This window comes from Niveispirillum sp. FG148, from assembly GCF_057809655.1.
The window spans coordinates 47,366-61,537 of sequence record NZ_JBMDKJ010000014.1 but is presented as its reverse complement, the minus strand read 5'-3'; the positions used below and the strand labels follow the sequence as shown (position 1 = coordinate 61,537).

Annotated in this window: 12 protein-coding genes; 6 read left to right on the top strand and 6 right to left on the bottom strand. The window is 65.9% G+C overall.

The features are described from left to right. Nucleotides 1-17: 17 nt before the first annotated feature. The 3 genes from ACODTW_RS15735 to ACODTW_RS15725 all read right to left on the bottom strand — a co-directional run bounded on the left by ACODTW_RS15735 (nucleotide 18) and on the right by ACODTW_RS15725 (nucleotide 5,241). A complete protein-coding gene (locus tag ACODTW_RS15735) occupies nucleotides 18-1,841 on the bottom strand; it encodes an alpha-amylase family glycosyl hydrolase (RefSeq protein ID WP_488947001.1) in 1,824 nt (607 codons plus the stop codon). 112 nt (nucleotides 1,842-1,953) lie between these two features. After that, on the bottom strand, nucleotides 1,954-4,422 hold the full coding sequence (locus ACODTW_RS15730; protein ID WP_488947000.1) for a TonB-dependent receptor domain-containing protein: 2,469 nt from the start codon (nucleotides 4,420-4,422) through the stop codon (nucleotides 1,954-1,956). Between the two features lie 177 nt (nucleotides 4,423-4,599). After that, a complete protein-coding gene (locus tag ACODTW_RS15725; RefSeq protein ID WP_488946999.1) occupies nucleotides 4,600-5,241 on the bottom strand; it encodes a LysE/ArgO family amino acid transporter in 642 nt (213 codons plus the stop codon). A 56-nt stretch (nucleotides 5,242-5,297) separates the two neighbouring features. Between ACODTW_RS15725 and ACODTW_RS15720 the strand changes: the two genes are divergently transcribed. Both ACODTW_RS15720 and yddG read left to right on the top strand, forming a co-directional pair. Further along, a complete protein-coding gene (locus tag ACODTW_RS15720; RefSeq protein ID WP_488946998.1) occupies nucleotides 5,298-5,768 on the top strand; it encodes an Lrp/AsnC family transcriptional regulator in 471 nt (156 codons plus the stop codon). Beyond that, nucleotides 5,765-6,664, top strand: coding sequence for an aromatic amino acid exporter YddG (yddG, locus tag ACODTW_RS15715; RefSeq protein ID WP_488946996.1), 900 nt, complete (start codon nucleotides 5,765-5,767; stop codon nucleotides 6,662-6,664). The genes ACODTW_RS15720 and yddG overlap by 4 nt, the downstream gene beginning before the upstream one ends. Before the next feature lie 4 nt (nucleotides 6,665-6,668). Here yddG and ACODTW_RS15710 read toward each other — a convergent pair whose 3' ends face one another. Together ACODTW_RS15710 and ACODTW_RS15705 are read right to left on the bottom strand one after the other, a co-directional pair. After that, nucleotides 6,669-7,445 (bottom strand): FAD binding domain-containing protein, encoded by a 777-nt coding sequence (locus ACODTW_RS15710; RefSeq protein WP_488946995.1) that lies wholly within the window; start codon nucleotides 7,443-7,445, stop codon nucleotides 6,669-6,671. A 4-nt stretch (nucleotides 7,446-7,449) separates the two neighbouring features. Continuing rightward, a complete protein-coding gene (locus ACODTW_RS15705) occupies nucleotides 7,450-7,926 on the bottom strand; it encodes a (2Fe-2S)-binding protein (RefSeq protein WP_488946994.1) in 477 nt (158 codons plus the stop codon). Nucleotides 7,927-8,078: 152 nt separating this feature from the next. Between ACODTW_RS15705 and ACODTW_RS15700 the strand changes: the two genes are divergently transcribed. The 4 genes from ACODTW_RS15700 to ACODTW_RS15685 are packed head-to-tail and all read left to right on the top strand — an operon-like array spanning nucleotide 8,079 to nucleotide 12,871. Then, a complete protein-coding gene (locus tag ACODTW_RS15700; RefSeq protein WP_488946993.1) occupies nucleotides 8,079-9,071 on the top strand; it encodes an NAD-dependent epimerase/dehydratase family protein in 993 nt (330 codons plus the stop codon). Between the two features lies 1 nt (nucleotide 9,072). Continuing rightward, complete coding sequence (locus ACODTW_RS15695) at nucleotides 9,073-11,010, top strand: NTP transferase domain-containing protein (RefSeq protein WP_488947065.1); 1,938 nt, start codon at nucleotides 9,073-9,075, stop codon at nucleotides 11,008-11,010. Further along, the gene (locus tag ACODTW_RS15690) at nucleotides 11,007-11,996 is read left to right on the top strand and encodes a hypothetical protein (RefSeq protein WP_488946992.1); all 990 of its coding nucleotides are present in this window, start codon (nucleotides 11,007-11,009) and stop codon (nucleotides 11,994-11,996) included. The genes ACODTW_RS15695 and ACODTW_RS15690 overlap by 4 nt, the downstream gene beginning before the upstream one ends. Further along, the gene (locus ACODTW_RS15685) at nucleotides 11,993-12,871 is read left to right on the top strand and encodes a LicD family protein (RefSeq protein ID WP_488946991.1); all 879 of its coding nucleotides are present in this window, start codon (nucleotides 11,993-11,995) and stop codon (nucleotides 12,869-12,871) included. Before ACODTW_RS15690 ends, ACODTW_RS15685 begins: the two co-directional genes overlap by 4 nt. Here ACODTW_RS15685 and ACODTW_RS15680 read toward each other — a convergent pair. After that, nucleotides 12,846-14,108: a glycosyltransferase family 9 protein gene (locus ACODTW_RS15680; RefSeq protein WP_488946990.1), complete on the bottom strand. Its 1,263-nt coding sequence runs from the start codon at nucleotides 14,106-14,108 to the stop codon at nucleotides 12,846-12,848. The genes ACODTW_RS15685 and ACODTW_RS15680 overlap by 26 nt on opposite strands. Between the last annotated feature and the right edge of the window lie 64 nt (nucleotides 14,109-14,172).

Below are 14,172 nucleotides of genomic sequence, written 5' to 3'. Positions count from 1 at the left end.
GCTTTGCCCTTTCCCATTCAGCGCTGATAGAGCCAGCACAGACCCCAGGGCCGCACTGTAACGCCCGTCGGGTCGATCACGCCATCTTCCAGCAGGTCGGTCCAGGCGCCAGCGCCAAGCACAGCCGACAGGTCCGCGCGCATCACGCCGCCAGTGAAATTGCCCAGACAGACCAGCCGTTCCCGTCCGTCCGTGCGTTCAAAGGCCAGCAGGCCCGACAGATCAACCTCCAGCGGCCGCGCCGGGTTGCGGGCATGCAGACAGGACCGGCCGCGCCGCAGGTCGGCAAAGCGCGTCAGGGCGGCCAGGGTCGGCCCCCCGTCGCGGGTCCAGTCCATGCGCGGCCGGTGCAGCCAGCGGCCATCATCATGGTCGGGCTCCGACGCATAATCGGGATCGTTGGTCAATGCCCGCTCGTCCCCCATATAAAGGGTGGGAATACCGTCCAGGGCGAAGGTGACGCCATAGAGCAGGTGCAGGCGATCCAGTGCGGCTTGGTTATCCGCCGCGCCATCGCGCACACCGGCCAGTGATGCCGCCATGCCGTTGGTGGAGCGCACGGCCCCCGGTTCCCCCTGGAACGCCCTGCCATCGGCGAAACTGCCCGGCACGACACCGGCATAGAAGTCGGAGATCCAGGCCAGGGTCCTGTCGGGGATGACGCCTTTCAGCGCCCCCCAGATGATATCATCATGGCAGCGCACATAGGTCAGCCACCCCGCCCCCGCCGGCCGGGCCAGCGCATCGTGCAGGCAGCGGGCCACCGGGCCCGTGTCGCCCGTGGCCAGGGCCGCCCACAGGGCCGTCATGGCAGTATTGTTATAGGCCAGATGGCATTCCGGCTGCGCCGCATCGCCCAGGAAGGGCAGCACTTCCGACAAGCCGACAATGGCTTCGGCCTTCAGCGCCACGGCCGGGGCCGCGATGGACAGCAAGGCCCGCCAGGTCCGCACGACCAGATGGGTTTGTGGCAAACCGCGGCAATCCGTGCCGGGCTGTTTCCACAGGAACGGCGCGCTGTCCAGGCGGAACACTTCCGCCCCCTGATTGGCCAGATAGAACAGAACGTCCAGCATTTCGATGAACACGGCCGGGTTGGCGTAGTTCAGGTCCCACTGGAACGGATAGAAGGTGGTCCAGACATGGCCACCCATTTCCGGCACGAAGGTGAAATTGCCAGGCGCCGTCTGGGGGAAGACCTGGCCCAGATGCGCCTCCAGCGCCGCAACCTCCGCCGTCGTTGCCACCACATGGTAGAAATCGCGGAAGGCCGGGTCGCCGGTCCGCGCCTTCACGGCCCATTCATGGCTGTCGGCCGTGTGGTTGCAGACAATGTCCAGGCACAGGCTGATGCCGCGCGCCCGCAGGTCGGCCGCCAGTTCACGCAGATCGTCGATGCTGCCCAGTTTGGGGTCGACCTGCCGGAAATCGGCCACGGCAAAGCCGCCATCGCTGTCGCCGTCGCGCGGCCTCAGCAAAGGCAGCGGATGGAAATAGCGCACGCCCAGGTGCTGCAACGCATCCAACTTGCCGCGCACGCCCTGAATGGTGCCCGCGAACCGGTCGATATAGGTGCAATAGCCGACCATGTCCGGCGACTGGAACCAGTCGGGCGTTTGCTCCCGCACATGGTCCAGTGCCTGCAATTCCGCCGGGCGCGACAGCGCGGCGTCCAGCAGGCGGCGGGCCAGCCGTTCCTCCCACCGGGCCAGATCGTCCCGACCGGCGTAAAGCTGGCGGAAGGCGGCCAGGGCCGGCGGCCAGAACCGGTCGATACGCGCATGCAGACGGCTGGCCAGAACCGGATCGCTGTCGGGAAGGGCGATGGGAAAGGCGGTCATGGAATGTTTCCCAACGGGGAAGGGAAGAAAACCGGCGTCCATGTGATCTCACATGGACGCCGTGGTCCAAAATCCGCCCGCCGTGCCCGCCGGACGGACCCGGACCGGCAGGTCAGAACGTGTATTTCAGGGTCGCCGTGCTGGTCCGGCCATTGATGGAACGGGCACGGATGTAATTATCCGTGTTCGCCACGATCGACCCTTCCTCGGCTTCCGTCAGGCCGACGGCATTGAACAGGTTGTTGACATTCACCGACAGCGACAGGTTGTCGGTGATGATATAATCGGCGAACAGATTGACCTGCACATAGCCGGGCATCACCAGGTCGTTGCTGTCCTGGGCATAGGATTTGGTGGTGCCGATCAGGTTGGTGCCGATGGTGAAGCCCTGATAGCTATAGGACGGCGTCAGCTGGAAGACGAACTTGGCCTGACGGCGGGGCGTATTGCCTTCGACCGCCGGGGTCAGCGCGTCCTTGGTAATCTCCGCATCCGTGAAAGTGGCGCCACCGGTCAGCAGGAAGCCTTCGTAACGATAGCTGGCCTCCAGTTCGACACCCTTCGCCTCGTACGTCCGGTCGAAGAAGCGCTGGGAGGTCGCTTCGAAATTCTGTTCCTGCGTCTTGGCGAAGAAGGCGGTGGCGAACAGGCTGAGATCGTCGCCGCGCCACTTCAACCCGGCTTCATACTGGTCGACCATGTCGGTCGCATCTTCCGACGCCACCGACCCGTCGGCGCGGACGCGGCCGAACAGCAGGCGATCGGCATTGGCACGGCCACCGCGGGAGATGCGGGCAAAGGCGCCCAGATCCTGGCTGACCATGTAATTGGCGCCGACCGACCAGGACCAGTAGCCCCAGGTATAATCCACCGGCGAGGGATGGGCCGTGTCGATGACGGAAACCGACTTTTCCGGTTCCTGGATGATGCCGTCGCGGTTCACATCGACCTGGGCCTGGGTGCTGGCGATGTAGCGGCCATTGGCCTTGCCCTCGTCCCGGCGGATGGAGGCATCGACATTCAGCGGGCCGGATTCCCACGCCGCCGACAGGTACGGCGCGTCGATATCATACTGAACATCATAGCGGCGGGTGCAGCAATTGCCCCACAGCGGCACGCCATAGGCCAGCAGACCATTGCTGGTCAGCTTCTGGCCCGAGGCCGTGTAGACATCCAGCAGGCGCGCGTCGCGGCCGCGCACATCCATGACGAAGGTGTTCCACAGCCAGTCCATCTCGATATTCTGCTGCGACTTGTAATAGCCGGCCGTGATGTCGATGGTGCTGTCGCCGCTGGTGATCGACTTCGTCAGCTTGAAGTCGTTCGCCATGTTGGAGAAATCCTTGATGTCGACGTCGAACATGGCCACCCGCATGGCCAGACCGTTGCCATTCAGGCTGGACGGGCTGGAAATCGTGGTGCCGTCGGCATAGCGCAGGGTTGCGCCCGCCCCGCCGATGGCGGTGGCCAGCGCCTGGGCGCCCATCACTTCCTGCGGGAAGGGGCTGATGAAGCCGCCCTTGGTATCGGCCACGCGGAACTTGTTGGCGACCGACCAGTCATCATTCAGGTCAAACTTGAATTCGGCACCCACGGCGGTGCTGACCGGGTGCATGCCGTCCTTCAGCTTGCCCGTGCGCGGGTTGTTGTCCCCGTCCAGGCCGGGATTGGCCAGGATCAGCGGGCTGTGCGGGCTGTCGGACAGGATGTCGAAGCCGGGCACCGACTTGATGTCGGGATCGGAATTGGTGCCGCGCACCAGGACCGGTTGCGGCAGATAGCCGATGGCGCGGTCGTTCAGGTACTTGAAATAGACGCGCGCATAGCCGTTTTCAAAATTGCGCGTCAGGTTGGCCTTGATCTGGCCGCCATTTTCCGCCGTGTAGTCGGCATTGCGCACGCCTTCGCCCTGACGGTAGAAGCCGCCGATATGGAAATTCCAGTCTTGGGCGATGGCGCCGCCGAAATCGAAATCGCCGCGCGTCGTATCGTAATCAATGCCGCGGGTCAGGGCGAAGCTGCCGCCTTCCTTGTCGCCGGTCTTGGAGATGAAGTTGATGACGCCGCCCGGCGAGTTGGAAGCCAGCGTGCTGGCCGAACCGCCGCGGATGGCTTCCACGCGGGCCACATTGGCATCGGCGCGCAGGAAGATGTCGGCATTGCCAAAGGCGATATCGCCGAATTCCAGGACGGGCAGGCCATCTTCGTGCAATTGCAGGAACTTGGCACCGCCAGCGGCCACGGGCAGACCGCGCACGGCGATATTGGCATTGCCCTCGCCGCCCGTGCTTTCCGAACGGATGCCGGGGATGTTCTTGAAAATCTCCGCCGTGCTGCGCGGGGCCGATTGCAGCAGGTCATCGGCCGACAGGCTGGAGACGGAGACGGAGCTGCGCATCTTGGACGTCTCGCCGACCACAGCGGTCACGACGATCTCTTCCAGCTGCAGGGCATCGGCGGCGGCTGGCTGTTCAGCCGCGGCGGCCTGGGCGACCTGCGTCTCCTGGGCATGAATGGCGGTAACGGCGAACGCGCTCAGCGCCGCGCCCATGGCGGACGCACGCAACAGACGGCTTTTCATGATGGTCCTCCCTAGACCTTTACAATTGGGCAGAACGGTCATTGGGATGCCGTTCCTTGGGGTCGAGTTTGATATTATCTGTATTGCAATCGATTGCAAGTGGGAATTTTAAAGAATCTCCGGCGCGGTTATTTTGGCCTCCGGCAGGCTGAGACATTCCCCAGTCGCGTGCGGTGATCAGTTCCCCGGGACGGCACCCAGCCAGGCACTTGCCAGCGTATAAAGCCCCAGCACGCCCAGGATGACGCCCGTGCCGACATTGATCCAATGCACGGTGCGACCCGTAACGAACCGGCGCAGCAGGGTGACGCCGCCGCACAGGATCAGCCACCACAGGGCCGACCCGACGAAGATGCCAGCCACCAGGGTGCCGTCTTCTACCGGCCCTTTGGTATGGCCGAAGCCGACGACGATGGCGCTCATCCCCAGGATGGTGACGGGGTTGGTCGCCGTCAGGAAGAAGCCGGTGAAGGTGGCGGCGGGCAGATTGCCGGCCATGGGCTCGGCGGCCAGCGGTTTGGGGTCACGGGTCAGGCTGTGGAAGGCCACGGCCAGCAGAAAGAAGCCGCCCACCACCTGCAACAGGCGGATATTGGACGTGATCATGTCCAGGACAGCCGTGATACCGAAGGCGGCGACGGAGGAAAAAGCGGCATCGGCGATGGCAGCGCCCAGGCCCGTGGCCAGCCCCGTGACCAGCCCGCGTTCCAGGCTGCGGCGGATGCATAGCAGACCAATGGGACCGACCGGGGCCGCGATGATCACGCCCAGTACGACGCCACGCCAGAAAACACCGATATCGTCCAGCAAATTCAGCACCTTCCTTGCGCCTGACGGTTGGCGTGACCCGGACATCCGGATAGGATGGCCCGATCATGCCTGACCGCCACCCCTCCCCTTTCGACCTTCTCGACGATATCGGCCTGCACCTGCTGCGCGAATTGCAGCGTGATGCGAGGCAATCCTTTGCCGATCTGGCCCGTCAAGTCGGGTTGACCGCCCCCGCCGTCGCCGAACGGGTGCGCCGGATGGAAGCCACCGGCCTGATACAGGGCTACCGGGCAGAGGTCAACCGCGCAGCCCTGGGGCTGCGGATGATGGCCTATGTGCGCATCCGCACCTTGCCGGGACGGGACGGCGATCTTGAACAATATGTCACCGCCCAGCCCGAAGTGCTGGAATGCCACGAGGTGGCGGGGGAAGAAAGCTATCTGCTGAAGCTGGCCGCCAGCGATGTGCAGCACCTGAACCGTCTGCTGATGGCACTCTCGGCCTTTGGCGCCACCCATTCCGTCATGGTCCTGTCGACCAAGGTCGCCTCGCGCATTCTGGAGCCCATGGGATGAGGATGCTTGCCGCCGCCACTGACCCGGCCGCTGTGCGTCGCGCCACGCTGATCGGGGGGACGGCCATCCTGATATGGTCGACGCTGGCCCTGCTGACCGCCCTGGCGGGGCCGGTGCCGCCCTTTCTGCTGGTGGCACTGTCCTTCGGCCTGGGCGGTCTGGTCAGCCTGATCATCATCGTCATCACGGGCCGCCCCGTCACCATCGCGCTCCGCCAGCCGCTGCCGGTCTGGCTGCTGGGGATCGGGGGGCTGTTCGGCTATCATTTCCTCTACTTTCTGGCGCTGCAGACAGCACCCGCAGCGGAAGCGAACCTGATCAATTACCTGTGGCCCCTGTTGATCGTCCTGTTCGCCGGATTGCTGCCGGGGGAAAGGCTGGGACGACCGCAGGTGATGGGGGCGGCGGCGGGCCTTGCCGGCACCCTGCTGCTGGTGACGGGCGGCAAGGGCGTGTCGATACAGGCGGAATATCTGCCGGGCTATCTGGCGGCGGTGGCCTGCGCCGTCACCTGGGCCGGGTATTCGGTTTTAAGCCGCCGTTTCGGGGCCGTGCCGACGGAGATCGTGGCCTTTTTCTGCTTGGCCACGGCCCTTCTGGCCGTACCGTGCCATCTGTTGTTCGAACAAACGGTGTGGCCGGCCGACGGCTGGGCCTGGGCCACCATCGCCGCCATGGGGGCGGGGCCGGTGGGCCTGGCCTTTTTCGTCTGGGACCATGGGGTCAAGCGGGGGGATATCCAGACGCTGGGGGCCCTGTCCTATGCCACGCCGCTGCTGTCCACGGGCCTGCTGATCATGGCCGGTCGCGCGACGCTGAGCCTGCCTGTGCTGGGGGCCTGCGTGCTGATTGTCGGCGGAGCCTTCATCGCCAGCGGCAAGCTGCGCCGCGGCTGACGGCCTATCCCACCGCCCGGCGCAGCAGCACGCCGGCCAGATGCGCCCGGTAGTCAGCATCGGCATGCATGTCACTGTTCAGCCCGTCGGCTGACAGGGTGACACCGTCCGGCCCGTCGCCGGTGGCCAATGCCATCTCCGCTTCGGTCCAGCGGAAGACGCTGGACGCCGCCCCGGTGACGGCGACGCGCACGCCGTCCGGCCCGCGCGCCACGGCGACGCCAACCATGGCATAGCGGCTGGCCGGGTTGGGCCATTTCAGATAGCGCAAGGTCCACCCCAGAGGGAAGCGGATGGCGGTGACGATCTCCCCCGGTTCCAGGGCCGTCTCGAACAGACCGATGAAGAAATCATCGGCCGCGATGGTGCGGCGGTCGGTCTGGATGTCGGCACCCAGGGCCAGCAGGGCGGCCGGATAATCGGCGGCGGGGTCGGCATTGGCGACGGATCCGCCGATGGTGCCACGATTGCGCACCTGCGGATCGCCGATATGGGCGGCCAGATCGGCCAGCCCCGGCAAGTGCGTGCGGACCAGCGGGCTGGACGCGACATCGGCATGCCGGACCATGGCGCCGATGCGCAAGCCCCCCTCGACCAGTTCCACTTCCCCCAGGCCGGGAATGGCGGAGAGATCGACCAGCACCGTGGGCATGGCAAGACGCTGCTTCAGGGTGGGGATCAGGGTCTGGCCGCCGGCCAGCGGCTTGGCATCGCCGTCCCCGGCCAGGGTTTCCACCGCCTGATCCAGGCTGACCGGCCGCTGATAGTCAAAGGCATACATCGGCTCATCCCTCCCGCAGGGCCTGGGCGCCGGCGCGCACGGCCTTGACGATATTCTGATAGCCCGTGCAGCGGCAGAGATTGCCTTCCAGCCCCTGGCGGATCGTCGCCTCCTCCAGGTCCGGGGCGGTGCGGGCCAGATCAATGGCGCTCATCACCATGCCCGGCGTGCAGAAGCCGCATTGCAGGCCGTGATGTTCGCGAAAGGCCGCCTGCATCGGGTGCAGTTCGCCGTCGGGACCCGCCAGCCCCTCGATCGTCAACACATCCGAACCGTCGGCCTGAACCGCCAGCACCGCGCAGCTTTTCACCGCACGCCCGTCCAGATGCACGACGCAGGCGCCGCACTGGCTGGTGTCGCAGCCGACATGGGTGCCCGTCAGGCCCAGTTCCCCGCGCAGCAGGTCGACCAGCAGCAGGCGGGGGTCGACCTCGTGTTCAGTCGGCCGGCCATTGACGGTCAGCGAAATGGCGATGGACATGGGTCCTCCGGGATGCAAAAGAGCAAATTCTTGTTTTTATTAATATTTTGCGCGCAAGCCTATCGGCGTCGGCATCCGCCGTCAAGACCGTGTCAGGCCTTGCCACCCACCCCCGCTTGCCCGATATAAGATGGAAGGGAGGAGGCGACAACATGGCCTATCTTGTCACGGGTGCCGCGGGTTTCATCGGTTTCCATGTCTGCCGTGCCCTGCGCGCGCGCGGCGTGCGGGTCATCGGTGTGGATAATTTCAACAGCTATTACGACCCGGCGCTGAAAGAGGCGCGGGTGGCGCTGCTGGCCGGTGATGATGGGTTCGAGCTGCTGCGTGGCGATATTTCCGACCGCGACTTCATCGACAGCCTGTTCACGGCCGAACCCGGCATCACCCATGTCGCGCATCTGGCGGCCCAGGCCGGGGTGCGCCATTCGCTGGTCGACCCCTATACCTATATCCAGTCCAACCTGATGGGACAGGTGGTGATGCTGGAGGCCGCAAGGCGCCTGCCCGGCCTTTGCCATTTCGTCTATGCCAGTTCGTCTTCCGTCTATGGCGCCAACAAGGACCTGCCCTTTTCCATCCATGACCGGGTGGATCATCCCGTCTCGCTCTATGCCGCCACCAAGCGGGCGGACGAACTGATCACCCGGTCCTACTGCCATATCTATGGTCTGCCGGCGACGGGGCTGCGCTTCTTCACCGTCTATGGTCCCTGGGGCCGGCCGGACATGGCGCCGATCCTGTTCGCCGACGCCATCCGGAAGGGCAAGCCCATCCGCGTCTATAATCACGGCCGGATGCGCCGCGACTTCACCTTCATCGACGATATCGTGGCCGGCGTGCTGGCGGCACTCGACCGTCCGGCCACGGTGGGCCAGGACAGCGTGCCCCACCGCGTCTACAATCTGGGCAACAACAGATCAGAGGCGCTGCTGGACTTCATCGCGGCAATCGAAGGCGCCATGGGCCGCAAGGCGGAGCTGCTGCTGGAACCCATGCAGCCCGGCGATGTGGAAGCCACCTATGCCGACATTGCCGACAGCGAGGCAGACCTGGGCTATCGCCCGACCACGGGGATCGATGTCGGCATTCCCCGGTTCGTCGAATGGTACCGGGATTATTTCGGCGGCAACGACCGTGCCTGACATGTTTGCCGTTCCTTCCGGTCCGGACGTCATCATCCTGGCGGCAGGAAAAGGCTGCCGGTTCGGCGGAACGGAGCATAAATCGCTGGTGCCGGTTCTGTACGGGCTGGGCACGCTGCCCTTGCTGCTGCGTCAGCTGCGATGCCTGGGACATGGGGGCAAGGTCTGCGTTGTGACCGGGCACAAGGCGACGACCGTGGCCCGCGCCGTGACCGACCACATGCCGACGGCATTTTGTATGGAGGTCGCACCGGGCGGCCCGGACACGCTTCTGCACTCCCTTGCCACCGCCATGGCGCAGCCTGGACTGGACGGGCCCGGCGCGCTGGTCCTGTTCGCCGACAGCCATTATCGGCCGGACGTCCTGGCCCGGATGCTGCGTCTTCCCACTGATCATCTGGCCCTGGCGGCGGAACCCTGGCGGGCCGATGCCGATCATCCTGTGGGCCTGCGGCCCGACGCCGATGATCGGATTACAGCCATCGGGCCCGATATGGTGCGGCCGCCGCTGATGATGGCACCGGCAGTCTATTGGCCGCGCGCCCTGTGGGGGGACGTGCGGCGGGCGGCCGATGCCGGCTATTCCGCCCAATGGCAGGTGCTGCACGGGCTGCTGCGCGAGGGTCAGCTGTCCCACATCCGGCAGGTGCCGGTGGCAACGGACGAGATCACCGATATCGATACGCCGGCGGATGTGCAGAGGTTGCGTGACCGGCTGCTGGGGCCGGTGGCGCTGGATTATTTCCGCACCAACCTGTGCAAGGATGAACGCAATCTGGTGCAGCCGGACACGGCCGCCGGCGGCCTGTTCCTGAAGGTCTGCCTGCATGAGGCGGAGGCGGCGCACGAATTCGCCGTGCTGGAATGGCTGCGCCGGCAGCCGGGAGAGCCGCTGGTCCCCGCGCCGCACAGCCAGGATGGCCGGCAACTGACGCAGCAGCACGTCCAGGGCATCCGGCTTTATGACCTGCTGCGCGGCTTGCGCCTGATCGCCCTTGGTTCGGACAGAGCGGTGGCGGACGCGGCCGACCGGGCCGCCACAACCTTGCTGGGTCGCTGCCTGGGCCGGTTGCAGCGGATGCAGCAGGCGTTGCTGGCCTGGCCGGGGGCAGCCACCTTGCCCCCTTATCCCTTGAACAGCCATGTGCGCGACCTGCTGGCCGTGCTGATGCATCTGTTGCAATTGTCCCCGCTGACGCCCGGTACCTTGCGGGAGCTGGAAGCATTGCGGCAGGTGTGGGAAGGTGCTGATGTCTCTGTTCCCTTCCGGGATGCCACGCCGAAAAACATCCTGGTCGCGGTGCCGGCCCTGGCGCCGCATCGCTGGCGCCGTCCGCACGACCGGTGGCAGGCGGTCAGGGATTGGCTGGCCCAACCCGACGCAGCGGAACGGGTGGACCTGGTGGATTTCGATTTCACCTCCACCCGCCACCTGACCGCGCCGGAGGATGATTTGATCAGCCTGCTGGGCCATGCGGGCAGCCGCGATACGGCTGCGGCGCTGCATCGGCGTCAATGGGGTGCCGCCGATGCCAGCTGGCTGGACTGGCTGCGCGGGCCGGAAGCGCTTGCATACAATGGAATGGCGCCCGATTCTGGGCGGGCGGCCCGTGCCCTGCTGGTCCGCTATCTGCGCTTCGGCGGGCGCAAGCTGGCCTATCGCATCATCAACCCGGCCGGATATGCTGTCCGCTTCCGCCATGACGATCCCGCGCCCTATCTCTGCGATCTGCCGGAAAGCCTGCTGGCCCTTGACCCCGGCTTCGCCCGCTGCTGGCCGGAACTGTTCGCCCAGCTGCGGACCCTGGCGGATGCTGTCACGGCACTTTCCCCCTGGAACCCACGGGAGACGACGCAGGACGCCTATCTGTCGGCACTGCGCCATCCGGTCGCCTATTGGCAGGAAAGCCCGCTGGAGCGGCGGGGCATTCTGTCATGATCGCGCCCGACAGTCCGGCGGGGGCCGCCCTGACCTGTGTAATTGACCGGGTGACAGATATCCATCCGCCCGACCCGCCGGAGCCCGGCGCGGGGCCGGCGGATATTGATGGGCTGATGCGGGCCGTAACCGCCCGGCCCTGGCGGCGCAGCGCGGTGGACACCGATACGCAACATGACATCGCCCGCAAGCTGTCCGACGCCGTCGCCGCCCGACGCCCCTTGGAATTCAGCCTGCCCTTCGGCGGGTACAAGGGCTGGCGCCTGCCCGGCTCCCCGCATCTGGACTGGGCGGAACTGTTCTGGGTCGACTATCTGCGACGCTATGCCGAACGGCTGGCCCGGCTGCATGCACCCGGTGTTGTCATCTCCCTGACCTGCCTGACCGGACTGCTGGGCTGGGTCAACAATCTGCGCCAGACCGACCAGGATACCTATCTGGACGAGCTGTGCCGCCTGCTGAAGGGTCGGTCCAGCCCGCGTGTGGCGCTTCGCCTTGTCGACCTGACCGACCGGTGCGGCGGGGCGGCGGCGGCCCTGACGCAGATGACCGAACGCGAGGCGACGGCACCTGACCCAACACCGACGCAGATGGCCAGCGCGGCACGTAACCTTGTCCGACACGGCGGGGAACAGGATCTGTCCGGCCTGGACAGCGCGGCATGGCAGGCCGCTATCACCCGGTCCGCCCGACGCTGTGCGGTGATGGAGGGGCTGGAACCCCGCCGCACCTTCAACAAGTTCGGACCGCGCATCCAGGTGACCCATGTGCGGGGCGCCAACCTGTCGCTGCATCTGGGCAGTTGCCGCAGCGCCGTAGCCCAGCCCTGGGTGTCCACCGGCTTCCTGGAATGGCAACCGGATGCGGGGGCGTGGCTGGAAAGGCTGGGCAGCGCATTGCCTGTCGGCGTGCGCGACGTGCCGGTCACCCATCCGCTGCTGTCGCTCTCCCCCCTTCTGGGCAGCATCCCCGTGGTGACGACGTGACAAAGGCATCCGCCACCCTGACCCTGAGCGAGGCCGAACTGCAGGCACTGCATGGAGTACAATTACGCATGCTGCTGGATTTCGACCGGGTCTGCACGGCGCTGGGCCTGCGCTATCAGTTGGCAGCCGGGACATTGCTGGGCGCCGTGCGACACGGGGGTTTCATCCCCTGGGATGATGATGTGGATGTCGCCATGCCGCGCGCCGATTATCGGCGACTGCTGGCGGAAGGGCCGGCCCTGCTTCATCCCGACCATTTCCTGCAGCATTGGCGCAGCGACCCTGGCTTCCGCACCCGTCATGCCAAGCTGCGCCGTCATGACAGCGAATTCCGCGAAGCGGCAGCGGCCGATCGGGACTGCCACCACGGCATCTTCATCGACATCTTCCCCTTCGATGGTGTGGTGGCCGACCGCGCCTGGGGCCGGCTGCATTGGCGCATCAGCTGGCTGTTCACCCAACTGGGCCGCATTCTTGATCATCCGGGCGGGGGGCGGCTGACACCCGATCGGCCGCGATGGCAACGGATGCTGGCGCGGCTGGTTCATGGTCTGGGCCGGGTCCTGCCCTTCGCCGTGCGGGTGCGGCTTTACGAATGGTGGATCGACCTGCCGCGCCGGGCCGGTGCCCGCCATGTCACCTGCATGGTGACCGCCCCGCCCGACCTGCGCCGCGCCTGGCACCTGATCCGGCCTGCGGCGGAACTGATTTCGACGGTGCGACTGCCCTTTGAAGGGCATCGGCTGCCCGGCCCTGCCGACCCTGCGGTTACACTGCGTCGACTTTATGGTGGCGACCTGTCGGAGCCGGTGCCGGAACACCGCCGCAGCAAGCATTGCCTGGTCGGCTTCACCTTGCCACGGGACACGCCGTGAGATATCGGGCCAGGTCGGCTGTAACCTGATTCATCACGCCGATCCAATCACCGGGGCGCGATTGCCGGTAAAGCCGCATTCCCGGATACCAGCGCGTTGCCGCCCCCGCACAGCCCCAGCGCCAGTCGGGATCATAGGACAGCAGGTTCCAGACGGGCACCGACAGGGCCCCGGCCAGATGGACGGGCGCGCTATCGATGCTGATGACCAGATCCATGTCCTGGATGCGACCGGCCATCGCCGTAAAGTCCTCTTCGTCCCCGGCAACGGTGAGGGGAAGGCCTGATTCAGCCTGTCCGTCGAAATCGCAGAACCGCCGCGGGGAAAGGGCGAAAAAGGCAGCACGGCCACCGAACAAGCCCAGCAGGCGACGGAAAATCGTAAAGGGCATGGAACGGTAACGGTCGTTCACATGCGCCTTCGACCCGTTCCAGACCACACCGATCCGGGGCTTGTCCCGCCGTTCGCGGCGGGGGGCCTCGCCGGGTACACGCAGATAGGGGACCGGTTGGCCCCCTGCCTCCCCCACCAGCCGCATCAGCGACATGTTCGGCACGGCAATCCGCACATCCGACACATTGCTGTCCCGGTTCGACCGGAACTCGATATCCGCATAGCTGGCGGACAGAAGCGGCAGCAGCGAGGGGTTCGCATAGACCACAAGCCGGGGCGCCAGCCGTTTCACGGCGGGCAGGTAACGGGCGGTCATGATCATGTCCCCATCACCCTGTTCGGAATAAACGGCCAGCGCATCCCCGCCGACCGGACGCCCCGTCCAGCGGGGCAATTTCTGAAGGGCGCTGTTCGTCGCGTTGACGGCCGGGGTCAGACCGATCCGCGCCTCATAGAAATAATAGCCCCCGACATGGCAGCCGATGGCAAACAGGCAGCTTGCCAGCCGGTAATAAAGGACGTGCCGCAACCCATCCTCAAGCGAGGGCGTGCAACGCAGCACATGGCGGTAAATGGCTGCTGCCTCCCGTTTCAGCAGGGCGCAGCGATGGATGTCGGCCAGCAGAATGAGATCGGCCGGCCCCAGCACATCATCCGGACGTAATTCCGCCTGTGCCAATGCCAAGGCGGCATCGGCCCGCCCCGTATTCAGCAGGCAGCGCATCCGGCCAGTAATGATGTCCCGCCGGTTCGCATCGGACGGCAGCACCGCCACGTAAAGGGCATGGGCACCGTGCCAGTCGCCGGACGCGGCCAGCTCGGCGGCCCTGGTCAAGTCATCCATGTCAACAGCCCGTTCCATCCTGCACTCTGCATCGATGCTGGATTTAGCACGGGCGGCATCCGCC

What these genes read in the sequence shown, in the direction of transcription:
- ACODTW_RS15735 (WP_488947001.1), bottom strand. Translation starts at nt 1,841, where the DNA reads ATGACCGCCTTTCCCATCGCCCTTCCCGACAGCGATCCGGTTCTGGCC.
- ACODTW_RS15730 (WP_488947000.1), bottom strand. Translation starts at nt 4,422, where the DNA reads ATGAAAAGCCGTCTGTTGCGTGCGTCCGCCATGGGCGCGGCGCTGAGC.
- ACODTW_RS15720 (WP_488946998.1), top strand. Translation starts at nt 5,298, where the DNA reads ATGCCTGACCGCCACCCCTCCCCTTTCGACCTTCTCGACGATATCGGC.
- yddG (WP_488946996.1), top strand. Translation starts at nt 5,765, where the DNA reads ATGAGGATGCTTGCCGCCGCCACTGACCCGGCCGCTGTGCGTCGCGCC.
- ACODTW_RS15710 (WP_488946995.1), bottom strand. Translation starts at nt 7,445, where the DNA reads ATGTATGCCTTTGACTATCAGCGGCCGGTCAGCCTGGATCAGGCGGTG.
- ACODTW_RS15705 (WP_488946994.1), bottom strand. Translation starts at nt 7,926, where the DNA reads ATGTCCATCGCCATTTCGCTGACCGTCAATGGCCGGCCGACTGAACAC.
- ACODTW_RS15700 (WP_488946993.1), top strand. Translation starts at nt 8,079, where the DNA reads ATGGCCTATCTTGTCACGGGTGCCGCGGGTTTCATCGGTTTCCATGTC.
- ACODTW_RS15695 (WP_488947065.1), top strand. Translation starts at nt 9,073, where the DNA reads ATGTTTGCCGTTCCTTCCGGTCCGGACGTCATCATCCTGGCGGCAGGA.
- ACODTW_RS15690 (WP_488946992.1), top strand. Translation starts at nt 11,007, where the DNA reads ATGATCGCGCCCGACAGTCCGGCGGGGGCCGCCCTGACCTGTGTAATT.
- ACODTW_RS15680 (WP_488946990.1), bottom strand. Translation starts at nt 14,108, where the DNA reads ATGGATGACTTGACCAGGGCCGCCGAGCTGGCCGCGTCCGGCGACTGG.